The 17072-nt window shown below is 64.7% G+C and carries 17 protein-coding genes; 11 read left to right on the forward strand and 6 right to left on the reverse strand.

Going from position 1 to position 17072, the window contains the following annotated elements:
- Positions 1-254: 254 nt before the first annotated feature.
- The 8 genes from QX034_RS05380 to QX034_RS05415 all read left to right on the forward strand — a co-directional run bounded on the left by QX034_RS05380 (position 255) and on the right by QX034_RS05415 (position 8733).
- Positions 255-1844, forward strand: a complete 1590-nt coding sequence (locus QX034_RS05380; RefSeq protein WP_409977590.1) for a flagellar hook-length control protein FliK — start codon at positions 255-257, stop codon at positions 1842-1844.
- Between the two features lie 11 nt (positions 1845-1855).
- Positions 1856-2554: a flagellar hook capping FlgD N-terminal domain-containing protein gene (locus QX034_RS05385; protein WP_315704817.1), complete on the forward strand. Its 699-nt coding sequence runs from the start codon at positions 1856-1858 to the stop codon at positions 2552-2554.
- 361 nt (positions 2555-2915) lie between these two features.
- Positions 2916-3191: a DUF1153 domain-containing protein gene (locus QX034_RS05390; RefSeq protein ID WP_002714638.1), complete on the forward strand. Its 276-nt coding sequence runs from the start codon at positions 2916-2918 to the stop codon at positions 3189-3191.
- A 337-nt stretch (positions 3192-3528) separates the two neighbouring features.
- Complete coding sequence (fliF, locus tag QX034_RS05395; RefSeq protein ID WP_315704974.1) at positions 3529-5142, forward strand: flagellar basal-body MS-ring/collar protein FliF; 1614 nt, start codon at positions 3529-3531, stop codon at positions 5140-5142.
- A 46-nt stretch (positions 5143-5188) separates the two neighbouring features.
- Complete coding sequence (gene fliG / locus QX034_RS05400) at positions 5189-6277, forward strand: flagellar motor switch protein FliG (protein WP_315704818.1); 1089 nt, start codon at positions 5189-5191, stop codon at positions 6275-6277.
- On the forward strand, positions 6277-6939 hold the full coding sequence (locus tag QX034_RS05405) for a FliH/SctL family protein (protein WP_315704819.1): 663 nt from the start codon (positions 6277-6279) through the stop codon (positions 6937-6939). The genes fliG and QX034_RS05405 overlap by 1 nt, the downstream gene beginning before the upstream one ends.
- A gap of 3 nt (positions 6940-6942) precedes the next feature.
- Positions 6943-7293: a flagellar motor switch protein FliN gene (fliN, locus tag QX034_RS05410; RefSeq protein WP_315704820.1), complete on the forward strand. Its 351-nt coding sequence runs from the start codon at positions 6943-6945 to the stop codon at positions 7291-7293.
- 60 nt (positions 7294-7353) lie between these two features.
- Positions 7354-8733, forward strand: a complete 1380-nt coding sequence (locus QX034_RS05415; RefSeq protein WP_315704821.1) for a sigma-54 dependent transcriptional regulator — start codon at positions 7354-7356, stop codon at positions 8731-8733.
- Between the two features lie 222 nt (positions 8734-8955).
- Here QX034_RS05415 and QX034_RS05420 read toward each other — a convergent pair whose 3' ends face one another.
- The 6 genes from QX034_RS05420 to QX034_RS05445 form a co-directional block, all read right to left on the reverse strand.
- Entirely contained in the window at positions 8956-9123 is a 168-nt protein-coding gene (locus QX034_RS05420; protein WP_315704822.1) for a hypothetical protein, read from the reverse strand.
- Between the two features lie 87 nt (positions 9124-9210).
- A complete protein-coding gene (locus QX034_RS05425) occupies positions 9211-9783 on the reverse strand; it encodes a flavin reductase family protein (RefSeq protein ID WP_316185013.1) in 573 nt (190 codons plus the stop codon).
- Positions 9784-9792: 9 nt separating this feature from the next.
- Positions 9793-10623, reverse strand: coding sequence for an ATP-binding cassette domain-containing protein (locus tag QX034_RS05430; RefSeq protein WP_315704824.1), 831 nt, complete (start codon positions 10621-10623; stop codon positions 9793-9795).
- A gap of 7 nt (positions 10624-10630) precedes the next feature.
- Positions 10631-11437 carry an aliphatic sulfonate ABC transporter permease SsuC gene (ssuC, locus tag QX034_RS05435; protein WP_315704825.1) on the reverse strand — a complete coding sequence of 269 codons (807 nt, stop codon included), beginning with the start codon at positions 11435-11437 and terminating at the stop codon, positions 10631-10633.
- Positions 11434-12600, reverse strand: coding sequence for an FMNH2-dependent alkanesulfonate monooxygenase (ssuD, locus tag QX034_RS05440; protein ID WP_315704826.1), 1167 nt, complete (start codon positions 12598-12600; stop codon positions 11434-11436). Before ssuD ends, ssuC begins: the two co-directional genes overlap by 4 nt.
- A 55-nt stretch (positions 12601-12655) precedes the next feature.
- On the reverse strand, positions 12656-13612 hold the full coding sequence (locus QX034_RS05445; protein WP_315704827.1) for an aliphatic sulfonate ABC transporter substrate-binding protein: 957 nt from the start codon (positions 13610-13612) through the stop codon (positions 12656-12658).
- A gap of 382 nt (positions 13613-13994) precedes the next feature.
- Here QX034_RS05445 and napE point away from each other — a divergent pair, with 382 nt between their 5' ends.
- From napE to napA, 3 genes are read left to right on the forward strand one after another with little or no spacing between them, the layout of a single operon-like run.
- Positions 13995-14180 (forward strand): periplasmic nitrate reductase, NapE protein, encoded by a 186-nt coding sequence (gene napE / locus QX034_RS05450; RefSeq protein ID WP_315704828.1) that lies wholly within the window; start codon positions 13995-13997, stop codon positions 14178-14180.
- Positions 14181-14210: 30 nt separating this feature from the next.
- A complete protein-coding gene (locus QX034_RS05455) occupies positions 14211-14531 on the forward strand; it encodes a chaperone NapD (protein WP_315704829.1) in 321 nt (106 codons plus the stop codon).
- A gap of 15 nt (positions 14532-14546) precedes the next feature.
- Positions 14547-17051: a nitrate reductase catalytic subunit NapA gene (gene napA, locus QX034_RS05460; RefSeq protein WP_315727644.1), complete on the forward strand. Its 2505-nt coding sequence runs from the start codon at positions 14547-14549 to the stop codon at positions 17049-17051.
- Positions 17052-17072 lie beyond the last annotated feature (21 nt).

Raw genomic sequence — 17072 nt, forward strand, 5'->3', positions numbered from 1 at the left:
ACGAGACCGCATCGGAACCCGCTGAAAAAGCACCCCTTTAATATAGGTGCCTATCCTGTGAAGCAATCATCCTGGGCGCAGGACCGCGCGGCAAATCTTGCCGGCCGGGCAGAAAAAGCGCGGGCGCTGCCGCATAGGGGACAGGTCCCCCCTCTGGCAATCCATTGATATCACGATAAAATTCTCCCTGCCCCGCTCTGGCCCGCTCCTTGCTGAAACGCCCTTTGATCGAGTCGCTCGTGAGAGGTTCTAAGGTGGTCAGCGTCACGTCAGAGATTCCGGCCAGCACGGCCTTCCAGGCAACGGCAGCGCGATCGACGCGGCCCGACCCTGCGCAGCTCAGAGACGGCTTTGCGGCGCTGGTCGATGCGGCGACCCCACCCACCGATTCGTCATCCTCCGCGCCGGCCTTGCCTACGCCCCCGAGCCCGCCACAGCGCAGCAGCGCCAATTCATCCAGCGCGAGCCGCGACTCCTCGCGCAGCAGCACCGACCCCTCCGGACCGCAATCCGCCAGCGATACGAACACGAATTCGGCGCGTACCGACCGGGCCGACGACAGCGGCCAGAGCGACAAGGCCACCAAGACCGGCAGCAAATCCGGCGCGACCGGGAAGAGCGGGACGGATAGCAGCAAGTCGGCCGACACCTCCGACACCAACAAGAGCGCCAAGGACGATGGCGCAGCCGCCGCCCCCGTGGACCCGACGGCGGCATCAGCCGCTCCAGTTGCCGTCGCGGTGCAGCCGAATGTCTCCGCGGCCGATGCGCCGGCAGCCCCTGCGGCCACTGACGGCACCGGTGCCACGGCCGGAGTGGCGGCTGCGGCCGCCGCCCAGGCGGCCGGCTCCGCAGCCGGCGCAGCGGATGCGAAGACGGGCCTGATCGCCGCGGCAGCGAAGGCTGGCACTGGCGCAGCCGCCAATTCCGCTGGCGAAACCGCAGCCGGCGGCACATCCGGGACACCGTCGACCACCGATCCGACTACGCCGAGCGAAACGGGTACATTCACGGCCGCGCTGGACGCTGCCGTGCCGTCGACCGGGAAGGCGCCGGGCAAGGCTGCGCCCGCGCAGGGCAAGGTCGCCACCGGACTCACCGGTGACGGCGCGAAGACATCCGATCCGACCGCTCCGACAACTCAGGCCGTTCAGCCCAATCACGCCGAGCCCGGGCAACAGCAGACCGTCGTCGACAAGGCCGCCGTGCCGGTCGCCGATGCAGCCAAAGCCGAAGGCAATGCGGCTTCGCCGGCGGCGCATGATCGGGCTGGCGCGCAGGCCAATGCCCAAACCGCAGTGACCTCCGACCCCGGCGCCCAAGTTGCCAACACGCTGCAGCAGCAGCTCTCTCCGCCCACCGCGACAGCCGCGCCGATCACATCGGCAAATCTGACCGCGACCGCAGCGACGTCGGCCACCGTCCCCCTGCACGGGCTCGCGGTGGAGATCGCAGCCTCCGCACTGAACGGCAAGAGCCGCTTCGAGATTCGACTGGATCCAGCCGAACTTGGCCGTATCGACGTCCGCATCGATGTCGACAAGAACGGCCAGGTCACGTCGCATCTGCGGGTCGAGAAGCCGGAAACCCTGTCGATGCTGCAGCAGACCGCGCCGCAGTTGCAGCAGGCGCTCGCCGATGCCGGCCTCAAGACCAGCAATAGCGGGCTGCAATTTTCGCTCCGCGACCAGAATTCGTCCGGCCAGAACGGCAATGACAACCAATCCAACGGCAATGCGCAGCGCCTGATCGTGACCGAGGACGAAACCATTCCGGCCCAGGTGGCCGGACGCTCCTATGGTCGCATGTTCGGGCCGCAGGGCGGCGTCGATATCAGAGTCTAAGGGAGAGCATCATGGCCATTGGCGACGCAATCACGGGAAGCCCGGTGGTTTCAGGAACCACGCCCACCTCCTCCAATTCGGGCTCCAATTCGGGCGTCTCCTCGACGGCGAACAGCTCGATCGCGGGCAACTTCCAGACCTTCCTGACGCTGTTGACGACGCAGCTAAAGAACCAGAACCCGCTCGACCCGCTGGACACCAACCAGTTCACGCAGCAGCTGGTGCAATTTGCCGGCGTCGAGCAGCAGCTCAAGACCAACGATCAGCTCTCCTCATTGGTCTCGCTGCAGCAGACGACCCAGGCCACCCAGGCGCTCAACTTTGTCGGCAAGACCGCCGTGGTCAACGGCTCGACGACCAGCTTGGCCAATTCGAAGGCGGCTTGGAATCTCAACATCCCGTCGAACTGCAATCTGACCGTGAACATCACCAACAGCGTCGGCCAGACCGTCTTTACCGGGAAATATTCCGCCCCTGCCGGCAACAACCAGCCATTCCAATGGAATGGCCAGGGCAATGACGGCACGCAATGGCCGGACGGACAATACAAGCTGACGACAACGGCGACCGACAGCTCCGGCAAGCCGGTGGCGGTCAACACCCAGATCGCGGGCCTGGTGTCCTCCGTCGACCTGACCCAGCAGCCACCGATGCTGTCGATCGGCGGACAGACCTATGCGGTCAACCAGATCCAGCAAATCATCAACTGACTTCGGATCGAATCGCGGCTTCGTTGCCCATGTCGGAACCGAGGCTTCTCGTGCGGCTTTGAATTTGTAGTTCCGACGAGGGAGTGCGCGGGGGATCTGACCGGAGCTTCAAATTCGCCGCACGAACCGATTCAGACTCGTGCAGGGCAGCAAGACGCCCAACACACCCGAGACACCGGACCGACATCCGGGCCAGCTTAACCAAATATTTACCATGACTCGCGGTCTGGCGCTTTTCGGCGCCGGACCCTCCGTCATTTCCAATGAGCCCTTTATTGCAGCTCTCTGCTTAGGCAATTTTTAAGCCGGGCGGCGTAGGTTGGTACCGTGAGTTCAGTGGTTAAGAGTTTGTGAGTAAGCCATGACAGAACCCCATCGCCCGAGGGTGAAATACGTCATCGGGCCCGACGGCAGTCCGCTCACTATCGCCGATCTGCCTGCCCCCGGCACCAAACGGTGGGTGATCCGCCGCAAGGCCGAAGTTGTCGCTGCCGTCCGCGGTGGATTGCTGTCCCTCGAAGAGGCCTGCAGCCGCTACACCCTGACTGTCGACGAATTCCTGTCTTGGCAGTTTTCGATCGACCAGCACGGCCTCGCCGGTCTGCGTACGACCCGAATTCAGCAATATCGGCAATAAATCCCTCACCGATAGCGTTTCGCCCTACAAAAAATCGGCTTGACCCCGTCAAGCCGATTTTTGTCATGTCCGCAGTTTGTTAGCAGCCCTTAACTATCGTTAACCATATCGAAACCTTCCCATAGGCAATAATTGCCCAGTGGTCCGATTCAGATTTTCGTCCACCGCCCGCGAGGCGCGGCGCACGGAGTCGGGATCGAGAGACCACCTGGAATGCAGGTGTCGGGTGAAGGTTGGGATCAAATCTCGCGTTCGTTGCAATCGGCCGTAAAGGCCCGCGAAGTTCAAATCCCGCCCCAGCAGCCATCTGTTGAATACCGAACTGTGGGGCAGTTGCTTGCAAGGCCTGGTGGATTTCCTGAAGGGTTTGGGTGCGGCGCGGTTGATGGCGATGATCGCGGTCACCGCAGCGCTGATCGGCTTCTTCGCCTTCGTCATCATGCGCGTCACCACGCCGCAGATGACCACACTCTTTACCGATCTCAGCATGGAGGACTCCTCCAGCATCATCAAGGACCTGGAACGCCAAGGCATTCAGTTCGAGCTGCGCAACGAGGGCAGCGTGATCCTGGTGCCGAAGGACAAGGTCACCCGCCTGCGCATGAAGCTCGCCGAGGGCGGCCTGCCCAAGGGCGGCGGCGTCGGCTATGAGATCTTCGACAAGTCCGATGCGCTCGGCACCACGAGCTTCGTCCAGAACATCAACCATCTGCGCGCGCTGGAAGGCGAACTCGCCCGCACCATCCGCTCCATCGACCGCGTGCAGGCGGCGCGGGTTCACCTGGTGCTGCCGGAGCGGCCCCTGTTCTCGCGCGAGACGCCGGAACCGTCGGCCTCGATCGTCGTGCGCGTGCGCGGCGCACTCGAACCGGCGCAGATCCGCGCCATCCGCCATCTGGTGGCCTCCGCGGTCAACGGATTGAAGCCGCAACGGGTCTCGATCGTCGATGAAGCCGGCCAACTGCTCGCCGACGGCTCAGTCTCCGATGTCGAGCAGGCGGTCGGCGACGAGCGGCGCACCGCCTTCGAAAAGCGGCTGCGCAAGCAGGTCGAGGACATCGTCTCCTCCGTGGTCGGCCAGGGCCGCGCCCGGGTCCAGCTCTCGGCCGATTTCGACTTCAACCGCGTCACCCAGACTTCCGACAAGTTCGATCCCGAAGGCCGGGTGCTGCGCTCGAGCCAGACCCGGGAAGAATCCTCGGCGACCACCGAGAGCAATGGCCAGGTCACGGTCGCCAACGAGCTGCCGGCCGCGCCGGGCAACAACAACGGCAGTCCGCCTCCTCCCCGCGACCAGAGCAAGAAGACCGAGGAGACCAACAATTACGAGATCTCGCGGACGACCACGACCGAGGTGACCGAGGCCGGCCGCGTCAACCGCATCTCGGTCGCGGTGCTCGTCGACGGCGCGTACGCCAAAAACGAGAAGGGCGAGTTGGTCTACCAGGAGCGCAACAAGGAAGAACTCGACCGCATCGCAGCCTTGGTGCGCTCGGCGATCGGCTTCGACCAGAAGCGCGGTGACCAGGTGGAAGTGGTCAATCTGAAATTCGCCGACGCCCCCGCAGTGCCGCAGATCAACGAGCCGAGCGGCATCCTCGGAATGCTGCAGTTCACCAAGGACGACGTCATGTACGTCATCGAGCTCGCCGTGATGATGCTGCTCGGTCTGGTCGTGATGTTCATGGTGATCCGACCGCTGGTGAAGAAGATTCTTGCATCCGACGAGGCCGCCGCGCTGACCGGGCTACCGGCGCTGACCGACGAGACGGTGCAAGCCGTCGCCCAGGCCGCGAACTCCCAGCAGACCGCGCATCTGATCGACGTCGCCCAGGTTCAGGGCCAGGTTCACGCCCAATCCGTTCATCGCGTCGGCGAGCTCGCCGAACGCAACCCGGGCGAAGCCGCCTCCATCATCCGGCAGTGGCTCGCCGAGCCGCAGCAGGGCTGATCCGCCAACGCCAAGCGCAGAACTGAAACGCAGACCATAGATTGCCATGTCGCTCCCGCAGACGCAGAACGCAAACACGAACGACATCTCAACCGTCATCGCGACGCTCGCGAGCCGCCAGGCCCAGCGTCCGAAGAGCCAGCCTCTGAGCGGACCGAAGCGTGCGGCCGTCATGATGCTGGCGCTCGGCGAACAATATGGCGGCAAGATCTGGCAGCAGCTCGATGACGACGAGGTGCGCGAGCTGTCGCTCGCCATGTCGACGCTCGGCACGGTCGAGGCCGACGTGGTCGAAGACCTGATGCTGGAATTCGTCTCCCGGATGTCGGCTTCCGGCGCGCTGATGGGCAATTTCGACGCCACCGAGCGGCTGCTGCAGCAATATCTGCCGGCGGAGCGCGTCAACGGCATCATGGACGAAATCCGCGGTCCCGCCGGCCGCAACATGTGGGAGAAGCTCTCCAACGTCCAGGAAGAGGTGCTCGCCAACTACCTGAAGAACGAATATCCGCAGACGATTGCGGTGGTGCTGTCGAAGCTGAAGCCGGAGCATGCCGCGCGCGTGCTCGCCATTCTGCCCGAGGACATGGCGCTGGACGTGATCGGCCGCATGCTGCGGATGGAAGCGGTGCAGAAGGAAGTGATCGAGCGCGTCGAACAGACCCTGCGCACCGAATTCATGTCGAACCTGTCGCAGACCCGCCGGCGCGATGCCCACGAGGTGATGGCGGAGATCTTCAACAATTTCGACCGCCAGACCGAGACCCGCTTCATCACCTCGCTGGAAGAAGAAAACCGGGAATCCGCCGAGCGCATCAAGGCGCTGATGTTCACCTTCGACGACCTGATCAAGCTCGATTCCGCCTCGGCGCAGACCTTGATGCGCAACGTCGACAAGGAGAAGCTCGGGATTGCGCTGAAGAGCGCCAACGAGGAGGTTCGCAACTTCTTCTTCAGCAACATGTCCTCGCGCGCCGCCAAGATGCTGCAGGACGACATGGCCGCGATGGGACCGGTGCGCCTGCGCGACGTCGACGAGGCGCAAGCGCTGCTGGTCAATCTCGCCAAGGACCTCGCCGCCAAGGGTGAGATCATGCTCACCAAGAATCGCGCCGACGACGAACTGGTGTACTGATGGCCCAGCCCGCGAAATTCCTGTTCGATACGGATTTCTCCGCCCCCGACAAGAGCCGGGAACGGGCGGCGACCGCGGCGGAGATCGCCCAGAAGGTCGCGGCGGCCGAGGCCATCGCCTATCGCAACGGCTACGAGGCCGCGCAGCGCGAAGCGAAGGTGGAGGCCGACCGGCGCATGGCCGCGGCTTTGGAACAGATCAATATCCATCTGCAGGGCATCGCCGCGCGTTTCTCCAGCGTCGAGGGACGGATGGAGACCGAGGCAGTCGATGTTGCCATCGCGGTCGCCCGCAAACTGTGCAGCGCGCTGGTTGCCGCCGAACCGCTCGGCGAGATCACCGCACTGATCACCGACTGCTTCGCGCATCTGGTCGCGACGCCGCATCTCGTCGTTCGCATCAATGAGCAGCTCTACGAAGCCGCGCGCGAACGGATCGAGAAGCTCGCCAAACAGAGCGGCTTCGAGGGCCGCCTCGTGATCCTGGCCGAGCCGGAGATCGTGACCGGCGACTGCCGCATCGAATGGGCCGATGGCGGCGTGGTGCTGGAGCGCGCGGCGATCGACGCCAAGATCAACGAACTCGTCGGACGTTATATCGCGTCCAGGAATCAGGATATCGCGTCCAGGAATCAGGCCACCGCTGCGGCCAAGGGAGTTTAAGTCATGAGCGACACCGATTCTCAGGTCCCGCTTCCCGATCTGAATGGCGCCGACGCGCCGCCGCTCGGCGACGTCACCTATACCGAGGATGAACAGGCGGCCCGCGTTGCCGCAGACCTCGAAGCCGTGTTCGACGTGCCGGTGCAGGTCTCGGCCGTGCTCGGCCGCTCCAAGATGGACGTCGGCGAGCTATTGAAGCTCGGGCCGGGCACCGTGCTCGAACTCGACCGCAAGGTCGGCGAGGCTATCGACATCTACGTCAACAACCGTCTCGTGGCACGCGGCGAGGTGGTGCTGGTGGAAGACAAGCTCGGCGTGACGATGACAGAAATCATCAAATCCGATCGCAACTGAGATGGATGATCCCTGCGCGCCTGCTGCAGTGCTGCGCGGAATGACAAATAGGAGATCGACATGCGGCTTCTCATCGTCGGAACGCTGAAGGGCCAGCTGACCGCCGCCACCAAGATCGCCATGGACAATGGCGCGACCGTCACCCACGCCGAGGACAACGAGCAGGCGATGCGCGTCCTGCGCGGCGGCAAGGGCGCGGACCTGTTGCTGGTCGACGTCGGCCTCGATATCCGCGACCTCGTGATGCGGCTCGATGCCGAGCACATCCATGTGCCGATCGTCGCCTGCGGCATCACCAGCGACGCCCGCGCCGCGGTCGCCGCGATCCATGCCGGCGCCAAGGAATATATCCCGCTGCCGCCGGACCCGGAGCTGATCGCAGCGGTGCTGGCTGCGGTCGCCAACGATTCCCGCGACCTCGTCTATCGCGACGACGCGATGGCCAGGGTGATCAGGCTGGCCCAGCAGATCGCGGGCTCGGATGCCTCGGTGATGATCACCGGCGAGTCGGGGACCGGCAAGGAAGTGCTGGCACGCTATGTCCACAGCCGCTCCGCCCGCGCCAAACGTCCCTTCATCTCCATCAACTGCGCGGCGATCCCCGAGCATCTCCTGGAGTCCGAACTGTTCGGCCATGAGAAGGGCGCCTTCACCGGCGCGATCGCGCGCCGGATCGGCAAGTTCGAGGAAGCCTCCGGCGGCACGCTGCTGCTCGACGAAATCTCCGAGATGGACGTGCGGCTGCAGTCGAAGCTGCTCCGCGCCATCCAGGAACGCGTGATCGACCGCGTCGGCGGCACGCGGCCGGTCCCGGTCGACATCCGGATCATCGCGACCTCGAACCGCAACCTTGCCGACGCCGTGCGCGAGGGCACCTTCCGCGAGGACCTGCTGTTCCGACTCAATGTCGTGAACCTGAAAATCCCGCCGCTGCGCGAGCGGCCGGCCGACATCCTCGAACTCGCCCATCACTTCGCCCGCAAATATTCCGACGCCAATGGCGTGCCGCTTCGCCCCATTTCGGCCGAGGCCAAGCGCGTGCTGAGCAGCAATCGTTGGCCGGGCAACGTGCGCGAGCTCGAAAACACCATGCATCGCGCGGTGCTGATGGCGGTTGGCGACGAGATCGGGCCCGAGGCGATCCTGACCCCCGATGGCAGCCGTCTCGATATCGTCAAGACCCAGCCCGCGGTGGCGCACGCCACCATGGCCGCCGAACAGGTGACGCGGGCGCTGGTCGGCCGCACCGTAGCCGATGTCGAGCGCGACCTGATCCTGGAGACCTTGAAGCACTGCCTCGGCAACCGCACCCACGCCGCGAACATCCTCGGCATCTCGATCCGGACGCTGCGCAACAAGCTCAACGAATATGCCGATGGCGGCATCCCGATCCCGCCGCCGGGCGCGGGCGAGGCGCGGATGCCGACCACGATCGGCTAAATTCGACGACGCCATTCCAGACATCGCGAAACGATGCCCCCAATCGGGGCATCTTTCCGCGATCAGACTGCTTCAGCCCTGCCGTTCATTGCGAGCCTCCCGGTCCGCGCAAAGCGCGGCCGGATGACAGGCGCCGCGACGCAATCCGCAAGCACGGAAAAGTCTGGATTGCTTCGGAACTGACGCTCCGCGCCATGACGATAATCATGACGGCGCAGCCATTCACGAATAGCTCGGCGCGTCCGGACTGCGGAAGATGTGGATGGGGTCGCCGGGCGTGAACTCGCGTCTGGTGAAGACGGCATAGGCGTACAGCGCGAGATAAAGGATCGCGGCCGTGCCGACGACATACAAGACCCAAGTGCCGATACGCTTGCCGATGCGCTTCATTGGCTCCGCCGATAGGAGAATGAAGCGGTTCTAAGTCGTCTTCGCAGCGAATGCCACCCCGATGCGATGGGGGAGTTCCCGCGCAGCCTAACCCTTCAGCCGCGACGGCGGATTGGGCACGCTGAGCGCGGCAAGGCGCGCCATGTCCTCGTCGCGATCGATCGCGACATAGCTGCCCTGCCAATAGGCCAGCGCGGCGGCCGGCGGGGCGACATCGAGATGCACGACGCGGCCGATCACGATCGCATGCGAGTGCCGCTCGATCAGGTCCTCGACTTCGCAGTCGACCGCCGCCAGAGCGCCAACCAGCAGCGGCACGCCCGTCACCCGCCGGCGCCAGTCGGCACCCGCAAAGCGCTCGGCTCCCTTGAAGCCGCCCTTGCCGGCGAAGCGCTCGGCGATCTCGAGCTGATCGGCCGCCAGGATGTTGACTCCGAAGGCGCGCTCGCTCTGCAACAGCGGCCAGGACGAAGCGCCACGGTTGACGCTGACGATCAGGGACGGCGGATCGACCGCAAGCGAGGACACCGACGTCACCGTCATGCCGGTGATTTCGCTGCCGCGCCCGACCGTGATGACGCTGACGCCGCCGACGAGGTGGCGCATCGCGGCACGGAAATCCGCATCCGCCTCGGGCTTGATGCGTACGATCGAGTTCATGAGGTACCCCTATTCCGTCAAGCCCGGCCCGAGCAGCTCGCGCAGGATAGCGCCTTCGAGTGCCGCGAGCTCCGCGGAGCCGCGCTCGCGCGGCCGCGCAAATCCGACCTTGATGTCCTCCGCAATGCGGCCATCTTCGATCACCAGCACCCGATCCGCCAGGGCGACCGCCTCGGAGACATCGTGGGTCACGAGAATAGCCGTGAACGCCTGATCCGCCCAGACCCGCTCGAGCAGCCGCTGCATCGCGATCCGGGTCAAGGCATCGAGCGCACCGAGCGGCTCGTCGAAGGCCAGCAGCCGCGGTCCGCTGACCAGCGCGCGCGCCAAGGCCACGCGCTGCTTCTGGCCGCCGGACAGGATGGACGGCCATTGATCGCGCTTGTCGGCCAGTCCGACCTCGGCCAGCGCATGCTCGGCGCGCTGGCGTGCGCCTTGCGCCTTGCGGTCGCGCCCCAGGCCGACCTCGACATTGGACAGCACCCGCGCCCACGGCAGCAGACGCGGCTCCTGGAACATCACCCGGACGTCCTCCGGCCGCGCGGCCGCACCGAAGCTGATCGCGCCGGCCGTCGGCTTGTCGAGCCCTGCGATCAAACGCAACAGCGTGCTCTTGCCGCAGCCCGAACGGCCGACGATGGCGACGAACTGGCCTGCGGGAATGTGCAGGTCGATGCCGCGCAGCACCTCATGGTCGCCGAAGGATTTGCGCAGGTCGCGGATGGTGAGCGGCAGGCCGCGCACATCCGCCGTGTCCCGCAAGGCTTCCGCCTGCGGCAGGAAGTCCGACTGATCGATCGCCTCGGTGCCGGAGAGCGGAACGCGAAGAAGTTGCTGCATGGAAACCTCAAGCTTTGCTGAATGCCGGATGCCAGGCCAGCGTCAGCCGCTCCAGCACGCGCGCGGCGCTGTCGGCGAGCTTGCCCAGCAGGGCGTAGATCAGGATCGACAACACGACGACGTCGATCTGCATGAACTCGCGTGCCTGCATCGCCATGTAGCCGAGCCCGGACGATGCGGCGATGGTCTCGGCGACGATCAAGGTCAGCCACATGATGCCGAGCGCGAAGCGCAGACCGACGAAGATCGACGGCAGCGCGCCCGGGAAGATCACCCGGCGGAACAATTCGCCGTCGCTCATGCCATAGACGCGGCCCATCTCGATCAGCTGCGGATCGACGGTGCGGATGCCGTGCAGCGTGTTCAGATAGACCGGAAAGAACACGCCGAGCGCGACCAGGAACAGCTTGGCGCTCTCGTCGATGCCGAACCACAAGATCACCAGCGGAATCAGCGCCAGATGCGGCACGTTGCGCACCATCTGCAAGGTGGTGTCGGTGAGCTTGGCCGAGAGCTGCGACAATCCGTTGGCGAGGCCGAAGGCGAAGCCGATGCCGCCGCCGATCACGAAGCCGATGCTGGCACGCCAGAAACTGACCCAGATGTTCTGCGCCAGCTCGCCGGAAAGGAGCAGCTTCCAGCCGGCGCGGGCCACATCGCTCGGGGCCGGCAACACCCGCACCGGCACCAGGCCGGCGACGCAGGCGGCTTGCCAGATCAGGATGATGGCGAGCGGCACGAGCCAGGGGATCAACCCGTCGGCGCGCGGCAGAGTAAGCTTGCGCGCCCGGGGAAGACTGTCGATCAGGCTCATGATTGCGAGGCCCTCCGCAGCGGCAACTGCTCGTTGGCGATGGTCTCGCCGAACGGGCCGGTGTTCGCCCGCAGCCTGGAGATATTGCTTGGCCGATCCAAGGCAAGCCGCGGAAACACCAGTTCGGCGAAACGATAGGCTTCTTCCAGATGAGGGTAGCCGGACAGGATGAAAGTGTCGATGCCGAGATCTTGATACTCGCGGATGCGCGCAGCGACCGTGTCGGGATCGCCGACCAGCGCGGTGCCGGCGCCGCCGCGCACGAGGCCGACGCCGGCCCACAGATTCGGGCTGATCTCGAGCTTGTCGCGGCGGCCGCCATGCAGCTGCAGCATCCGCTGCTGTCCGACCGAATCCATCCGCGCGAAGATCTTCTGCGCGGACGCGATCGTATCATCGGTGACGTATCTGATCAGGTCGTCGGCCGCGGCCCAGGCTTCGGCATTGGTCTCGCGCACGATCACGTGCAAGCGAATGCCGAACGACAATTTGCGGCCGCGCGCATCGGCAACGGCCCGCACCTTCGCGATCTTCTCGGCGACCTGGGCCGGCGGCTCGCCCCAAGTGAGATATTTGTCGACGGTATCGACCGCGACGTCGATCCCGGCATCCGACGAACCGCCGAAGAACAAGGGCGGCCGCGGCGCCTGCACCGGCGCAAACAGCAGCCGGCCATCCTCGATCCGGATGTGCTTGCCGGAGAAATTCACCGCCTTGCCTTCGAGCAGATCGTTGTAGACGGTGAGGAATTCGCGCGTCACCTCATAGCGCTCGGCATGGCTGAGATAGATGCCGTCGCCCTTGTTCTCGATCGGGTCGCCGCCGGTGACGACGTTGACGAGCAGCCGCCCGTTGGTGACGCGGTCCAGCGTCGCGGTCATGCGCGCCGCCACGCTCGGCGATTGCAGGCCGGGGCGCACCGCGACCAAGTAGCGCAGCCGCTCGGTGAACGGCGCCACCGCCGAGGCCACGATCCAAGAATCCTCGCAGCTGCGCCCTGTCGGGATCAGCACGCCATAATAGCCGAGCTGATCGGCGGCTTGTGCGATCTGGCGCAAATAGTTGAAATTGACCTCACGCCCGCCTTCCGACGTGCCGAGATAGCGGCCATCGCCGTGGGTGGGCAGGAACCAGAGAATATTGGCGTTGGAAACGTTACTCATACGTTGCTCTCATCGTTGATGTGGCTGCGGCATGGCTGCCGCTGATGTCGCGGGTTCAGGTGGACGGCGTCCACTTCCAGACGATGTCGGCGACGTTGACGGGCTTTGGAATGAGACCGACCCGCGCGAAGCGATCGGCGACCGCCTGCTGGCTCTTGATGATGTCGTCATCGAGCGGAACGACGCTGTAGATCGAGCGATCGACGAAGCGCCTCACCGCGGCGAGATCGACGCCGGTCGCCTCGGCCTGCGCTTTTGCGACCTCCTCGTGATGGCTGTTTGCCCATACGCCTTCGGCGGCGAAGGCCGCGTTCAGCTTGGCGACCAGGCCCGGATACTTCTCCACGAAGTCGCTGCCGACGATGTAGAACGAATTCGGCTTGTGCACGTCCTTGTCGAAGACGATGGCCCGCGCATTCTCCTTCAGTTCGGCCAGCGCGAGATAGGGATCCCAGATCGACCAGGCATCGACCGAGCCTTTGACGAAAGCTGCCGTCGCATCGGCCGGCGCAAGCGGCGCCGGAATGATGTCGCTCCAGGACAGGCCGGCTTTCTCCAACGCGGCAACCAGAAGATTATGCGCGCTGGAGCCCCTGCCGAAAGCGACGCGCTTGCCCTTCAGGTCCGCGAGCGTCCTGATCGGCGAATCCTTCGGGACGATGATGGCCTGGCTGCTGCCATTCTGCTTGACAGCCGCGGCATAACGGACCTTGGCGCCCGCGGCCTGCGCGAAGATCGGCGGCGCGTCGCCGACATAGCCGAAATCCACGCTGCCGACGTTGATGGCCTCCAGCAACGGCGGACCGAATTGGAAATCCACCCAGACGATGTCGATGCCATCGGCCTTGAATGCGTCCTCCAGCGTATGGCGCGCCTTCACGGCCGGGAAGAAGCCGCCCTTCTGCGTGCCGATGCGGATCTCCTTCGGCCTGTCCTCGGCGAAGGCCGGCGCAGCCAAGGCTGCGATCGCCGCCGCGCCGAGCGATAGTTTCAAGAAGTCCCGCCGTTTCATTGCCATCTCCAGATCCCCACACCCGCATCCGCGTTGATGCGATGCGAAAGATGATGGGGATTGCCGAAATGGCTGTCGAGCACCCGGAAAAAATAGCGATATCAGTCCTGTCGGCAGGCTCCCGGCGCGATGTTTGTTTCAACAAGCAAAGCCGATGCAGGGAGAATTTCTAGCGGCCGAACGCGCACTCACGGTCCTTCACGGTTCATCAACCGTATTGGCGATCGGCTGCATCGCCTCCGTCCTCATCTCTGCGCAACCTTCGATGCGGTCCTGTGTCGATTGATCCAGGTCAACGTCGGCAACACGGCCGTTGATTAGCGTACAAACAGGCCGCGGCCCGGATGCCGCCAATCCCCCCTCCTCAGAAGAGAATTCTCTCATGTCGCCCGTGGGCAGCGATGCGAACGCGCATGCGCGTCGCAGACGCATGGAAATTTTCGCCTTCCTGTTTCTAACGGCTGTGCTGATGCCCGCGCTCGCAGTGGCGAGCGTCGGCTCCTATGGGCTTGCGGTGTGGTGCTACCAGATGCTCGCCGGGCCGCCGGGACCGCCTGCCTCGCACTGAACCGCTCTCCTCGACCATCAGGATTCCCCCGTGTCCCGCCTCCAATCTTCCATTAATCGCCGCGCGCTCATCACCGGCCGCGCACTGACCACCGAGCGCGTGATCGCGCCGCCCTCAGGCGAGATCGCCTCGATCATCGTGCAGGCCCGTCCCGATCAGCTCACCACGGTCGAAGCCGGCATCCTCGCGCTCCCTGGCTGCGAAATCCACGGCCGCGACATCAGGGGCAAGCTGATCGTCGTCGTCGATGCCCCCAACGCCGGCGCGCTCGGTTCGACCATGAACACGATCGCCTCGCTCCCCCATGTCCATTCCGCCTGCCTCGTCTTCCACGCCATCGACGCCGGCTAATCACAAGAGACCACAATGACCGACATGAAGATCGATCGCCGCCAGATGCTGAAGCTCGAGGCCGCCGCGATTGCCGCGGCCGCAGCCGGCATGCCGAGGTCGAGCCTGGCGGCAAACCTCATCACCGAGCGCGAAGCCAGCGCGCTGAAATGGGACAAGGCGGCCTGCCGCTTCTGCGGCACCGGCTGCAGCGTGATGGTCGCGACCAAGGACAATCGCGTGGTCGCCACCCACGGCGACATCAAGGCCGAGGTCAACCGCGGGCTGAACTGCGTCAAGGGCTATTTCCTGTCCAAGATCATGTATGGCCACGACCGGCTGACGCAGCCGATGCTGCGTAAGACCAACGGCAGATACGACAAGAACGGCGAGTTCACGCCGGTGTCGTGGGACGAAGCGTTCGACATCATGGCCGTGAAGTTCAAGGATGCGCTGAAAAAGCGCGGCCCTTCCGGCGTCGGCATGTTCGGCTCGGGCCAGTGGACGATCTGGGAGGGCTATGCCGCTTCGAAACTGTTCAAGGCCGGCTTCCGCTCCAACAATATCGATCCCAATGCGCGCCACTGCATGGCCTCCGCGGTCGCTGGCATGATGCGCACCTTCGGCATCGACGAGCCGGCCGGCTGCTATGACGATATCGAGGCCACCGACGCCTTCGTGCTGTGGGGCTCCAACATGGCGGAGATGCATCCGATCCTGTGGACACGGGTGACCGACCGCAGGCTGTCGGCGCCGCATGTCCGGGTCGCCGTGCTCTCGACCTTCGAGCACCGCTCCTTCGATCTCGCCGACATCGGCATGGTGTTCAAGCCGCAGACCGATCTCTACATCCTCAACGCCATCGCCAACCACATCATCAAGACCGGCCGCGTCAACAAGGAGTTCGTCTCCGCACATACCGTGTTTAGGCGCGGCCAGACCGACATCGGCTACGGGCTGCGGCCGGAGCATCCGCTGGAGCAGAAGGCGACCGGGCGCACCAAGGCCAATGACGCGACCGACATCAGCTTCGATGAGTACGTGAAATTCGTCTCGGACTACACGCTGGAGAAGGCCGCCGAGATGTCCGGCGTGCCGCTCAACCGGCTCGAGGCGTTGGCAGAGCTCTATGCCGATCCGAAGACCAAGGTGGTCTCGTTCTGGACCATGGGCTTCAACCAGCACACCCGCGGCGTCTGGTGCAACAACCTCGTCTACAACATCCACCTGTTGACCGGAAAGATCGCAGAAGCCGGCAACAGCCCGTTCTCGCTCACCGGCCAGCCCTCGGCCTGCGGCACCGCGCGCGAGGTCGGCACCTTCTCGCATCGCCTGCCGGCCGACATGGTGGTGACCAACAAGGAGCATCGCGCCAAGGCCGAGCACATCTGGAAGCTGCCGGAAGGCACCATTCCCGACAAGCCCGGCTATCACGCCGTTCAGCAGAGCCGCATGCTGAAGGACGGCCTGCTCAATGCCTATTGGGTTCAGGTCAACAACAATTTGCAGGCCGGCCCCAACGCCAACCAGGAGACCTATCCCGGCTTCCGGAACGCCGACAACTTCATCGTGGTCTCGGATGCCTATCCGTCGGTGACCGCGCTCGCCGCCGATCTCGTTCTGCCGACCGCCATGTGGGTGGAGAAGGAAGGCGCTTACGGCAATGCCGAGCGGCGCACCCAATTCTGGCATCAGCTCGTGACAGCGCCCGGCGAGGCGCGCTCCGACCTCTGGCAGCTGATGGAGTTCTCCAAGCGCTTCAAGGTCGAGGAGGTCTGGCCGGAGGAGCTGATCGTCAAGATGCCGGAGGTTCGCGGCAAGACGCTGTTCGACGTGCTCTATCGCAACGGCCAAGTCGACCAGTTTCCGGTCAGTGAGATCGAGGCCGGCTACGCCAACGACGAATCCAGGGCGTTCGGCTTCTACGTCCAGAAGGGGCTGTTCGAAGAATATGCCTCGTTCGGCCGCGGCCACGGCCATGACCTCGCGCCGTTCGAATCCTATCACCGCGAGCGCGGCCTGCGCTGGCCGGTGGTCAACGGCCAGGAGACGCGCTGGCGCTTCCGCGAGGGCAGCGATCCTTACGTGAAGCAAGGCGCGGGCATTCAGTTCTATGGCTTTCCCGACGGCAAGGCCCGCATCTTCGCCCTTCCCTACGAGCCGCCGGCGGAATCGCCCGACAAGGATTATCCGTTCTGGCTCTCGACCGGCCGCGTCATCGAGCACTGGCATTCCGGCACCATGACGCGCCGGGTGCCCGAGCTCTACAAGGCTTTCCCCGAAGCGGTCTGCTTCATGCACCCTGACGATGCGCAGGACGCGAACCTGCGGCGCGGCGACGAGGTGAAGGTGGCGTCCCGCCGCGGCTTCATCCGCGCCCGGATCGAGACGCGCGGCCGCGACAAGCCACCGCGCGGGCTCGTCTTCGTGCCCTGGTTCGACGAATCCAAGCTGATCAACAAGGTGACGCTCGACGCCACCGATCCGATCTCGCTGCAGGCCGATTTCAAGAAATGCGCCGTGCGCATCGAGCGGGTGTAAGCGCCATGTTCAAGAAACTCA

It is taken from the genome of Bradyrhizobium sp. SZCCHNR3119 (genome assembly GCF_032487775.1).
Lineage (GTDB): Bacteria > Pseudomonadota > Alphaproteobacteria > Rhizobiales > Xanthobacteraceae > Bradyrhizobium.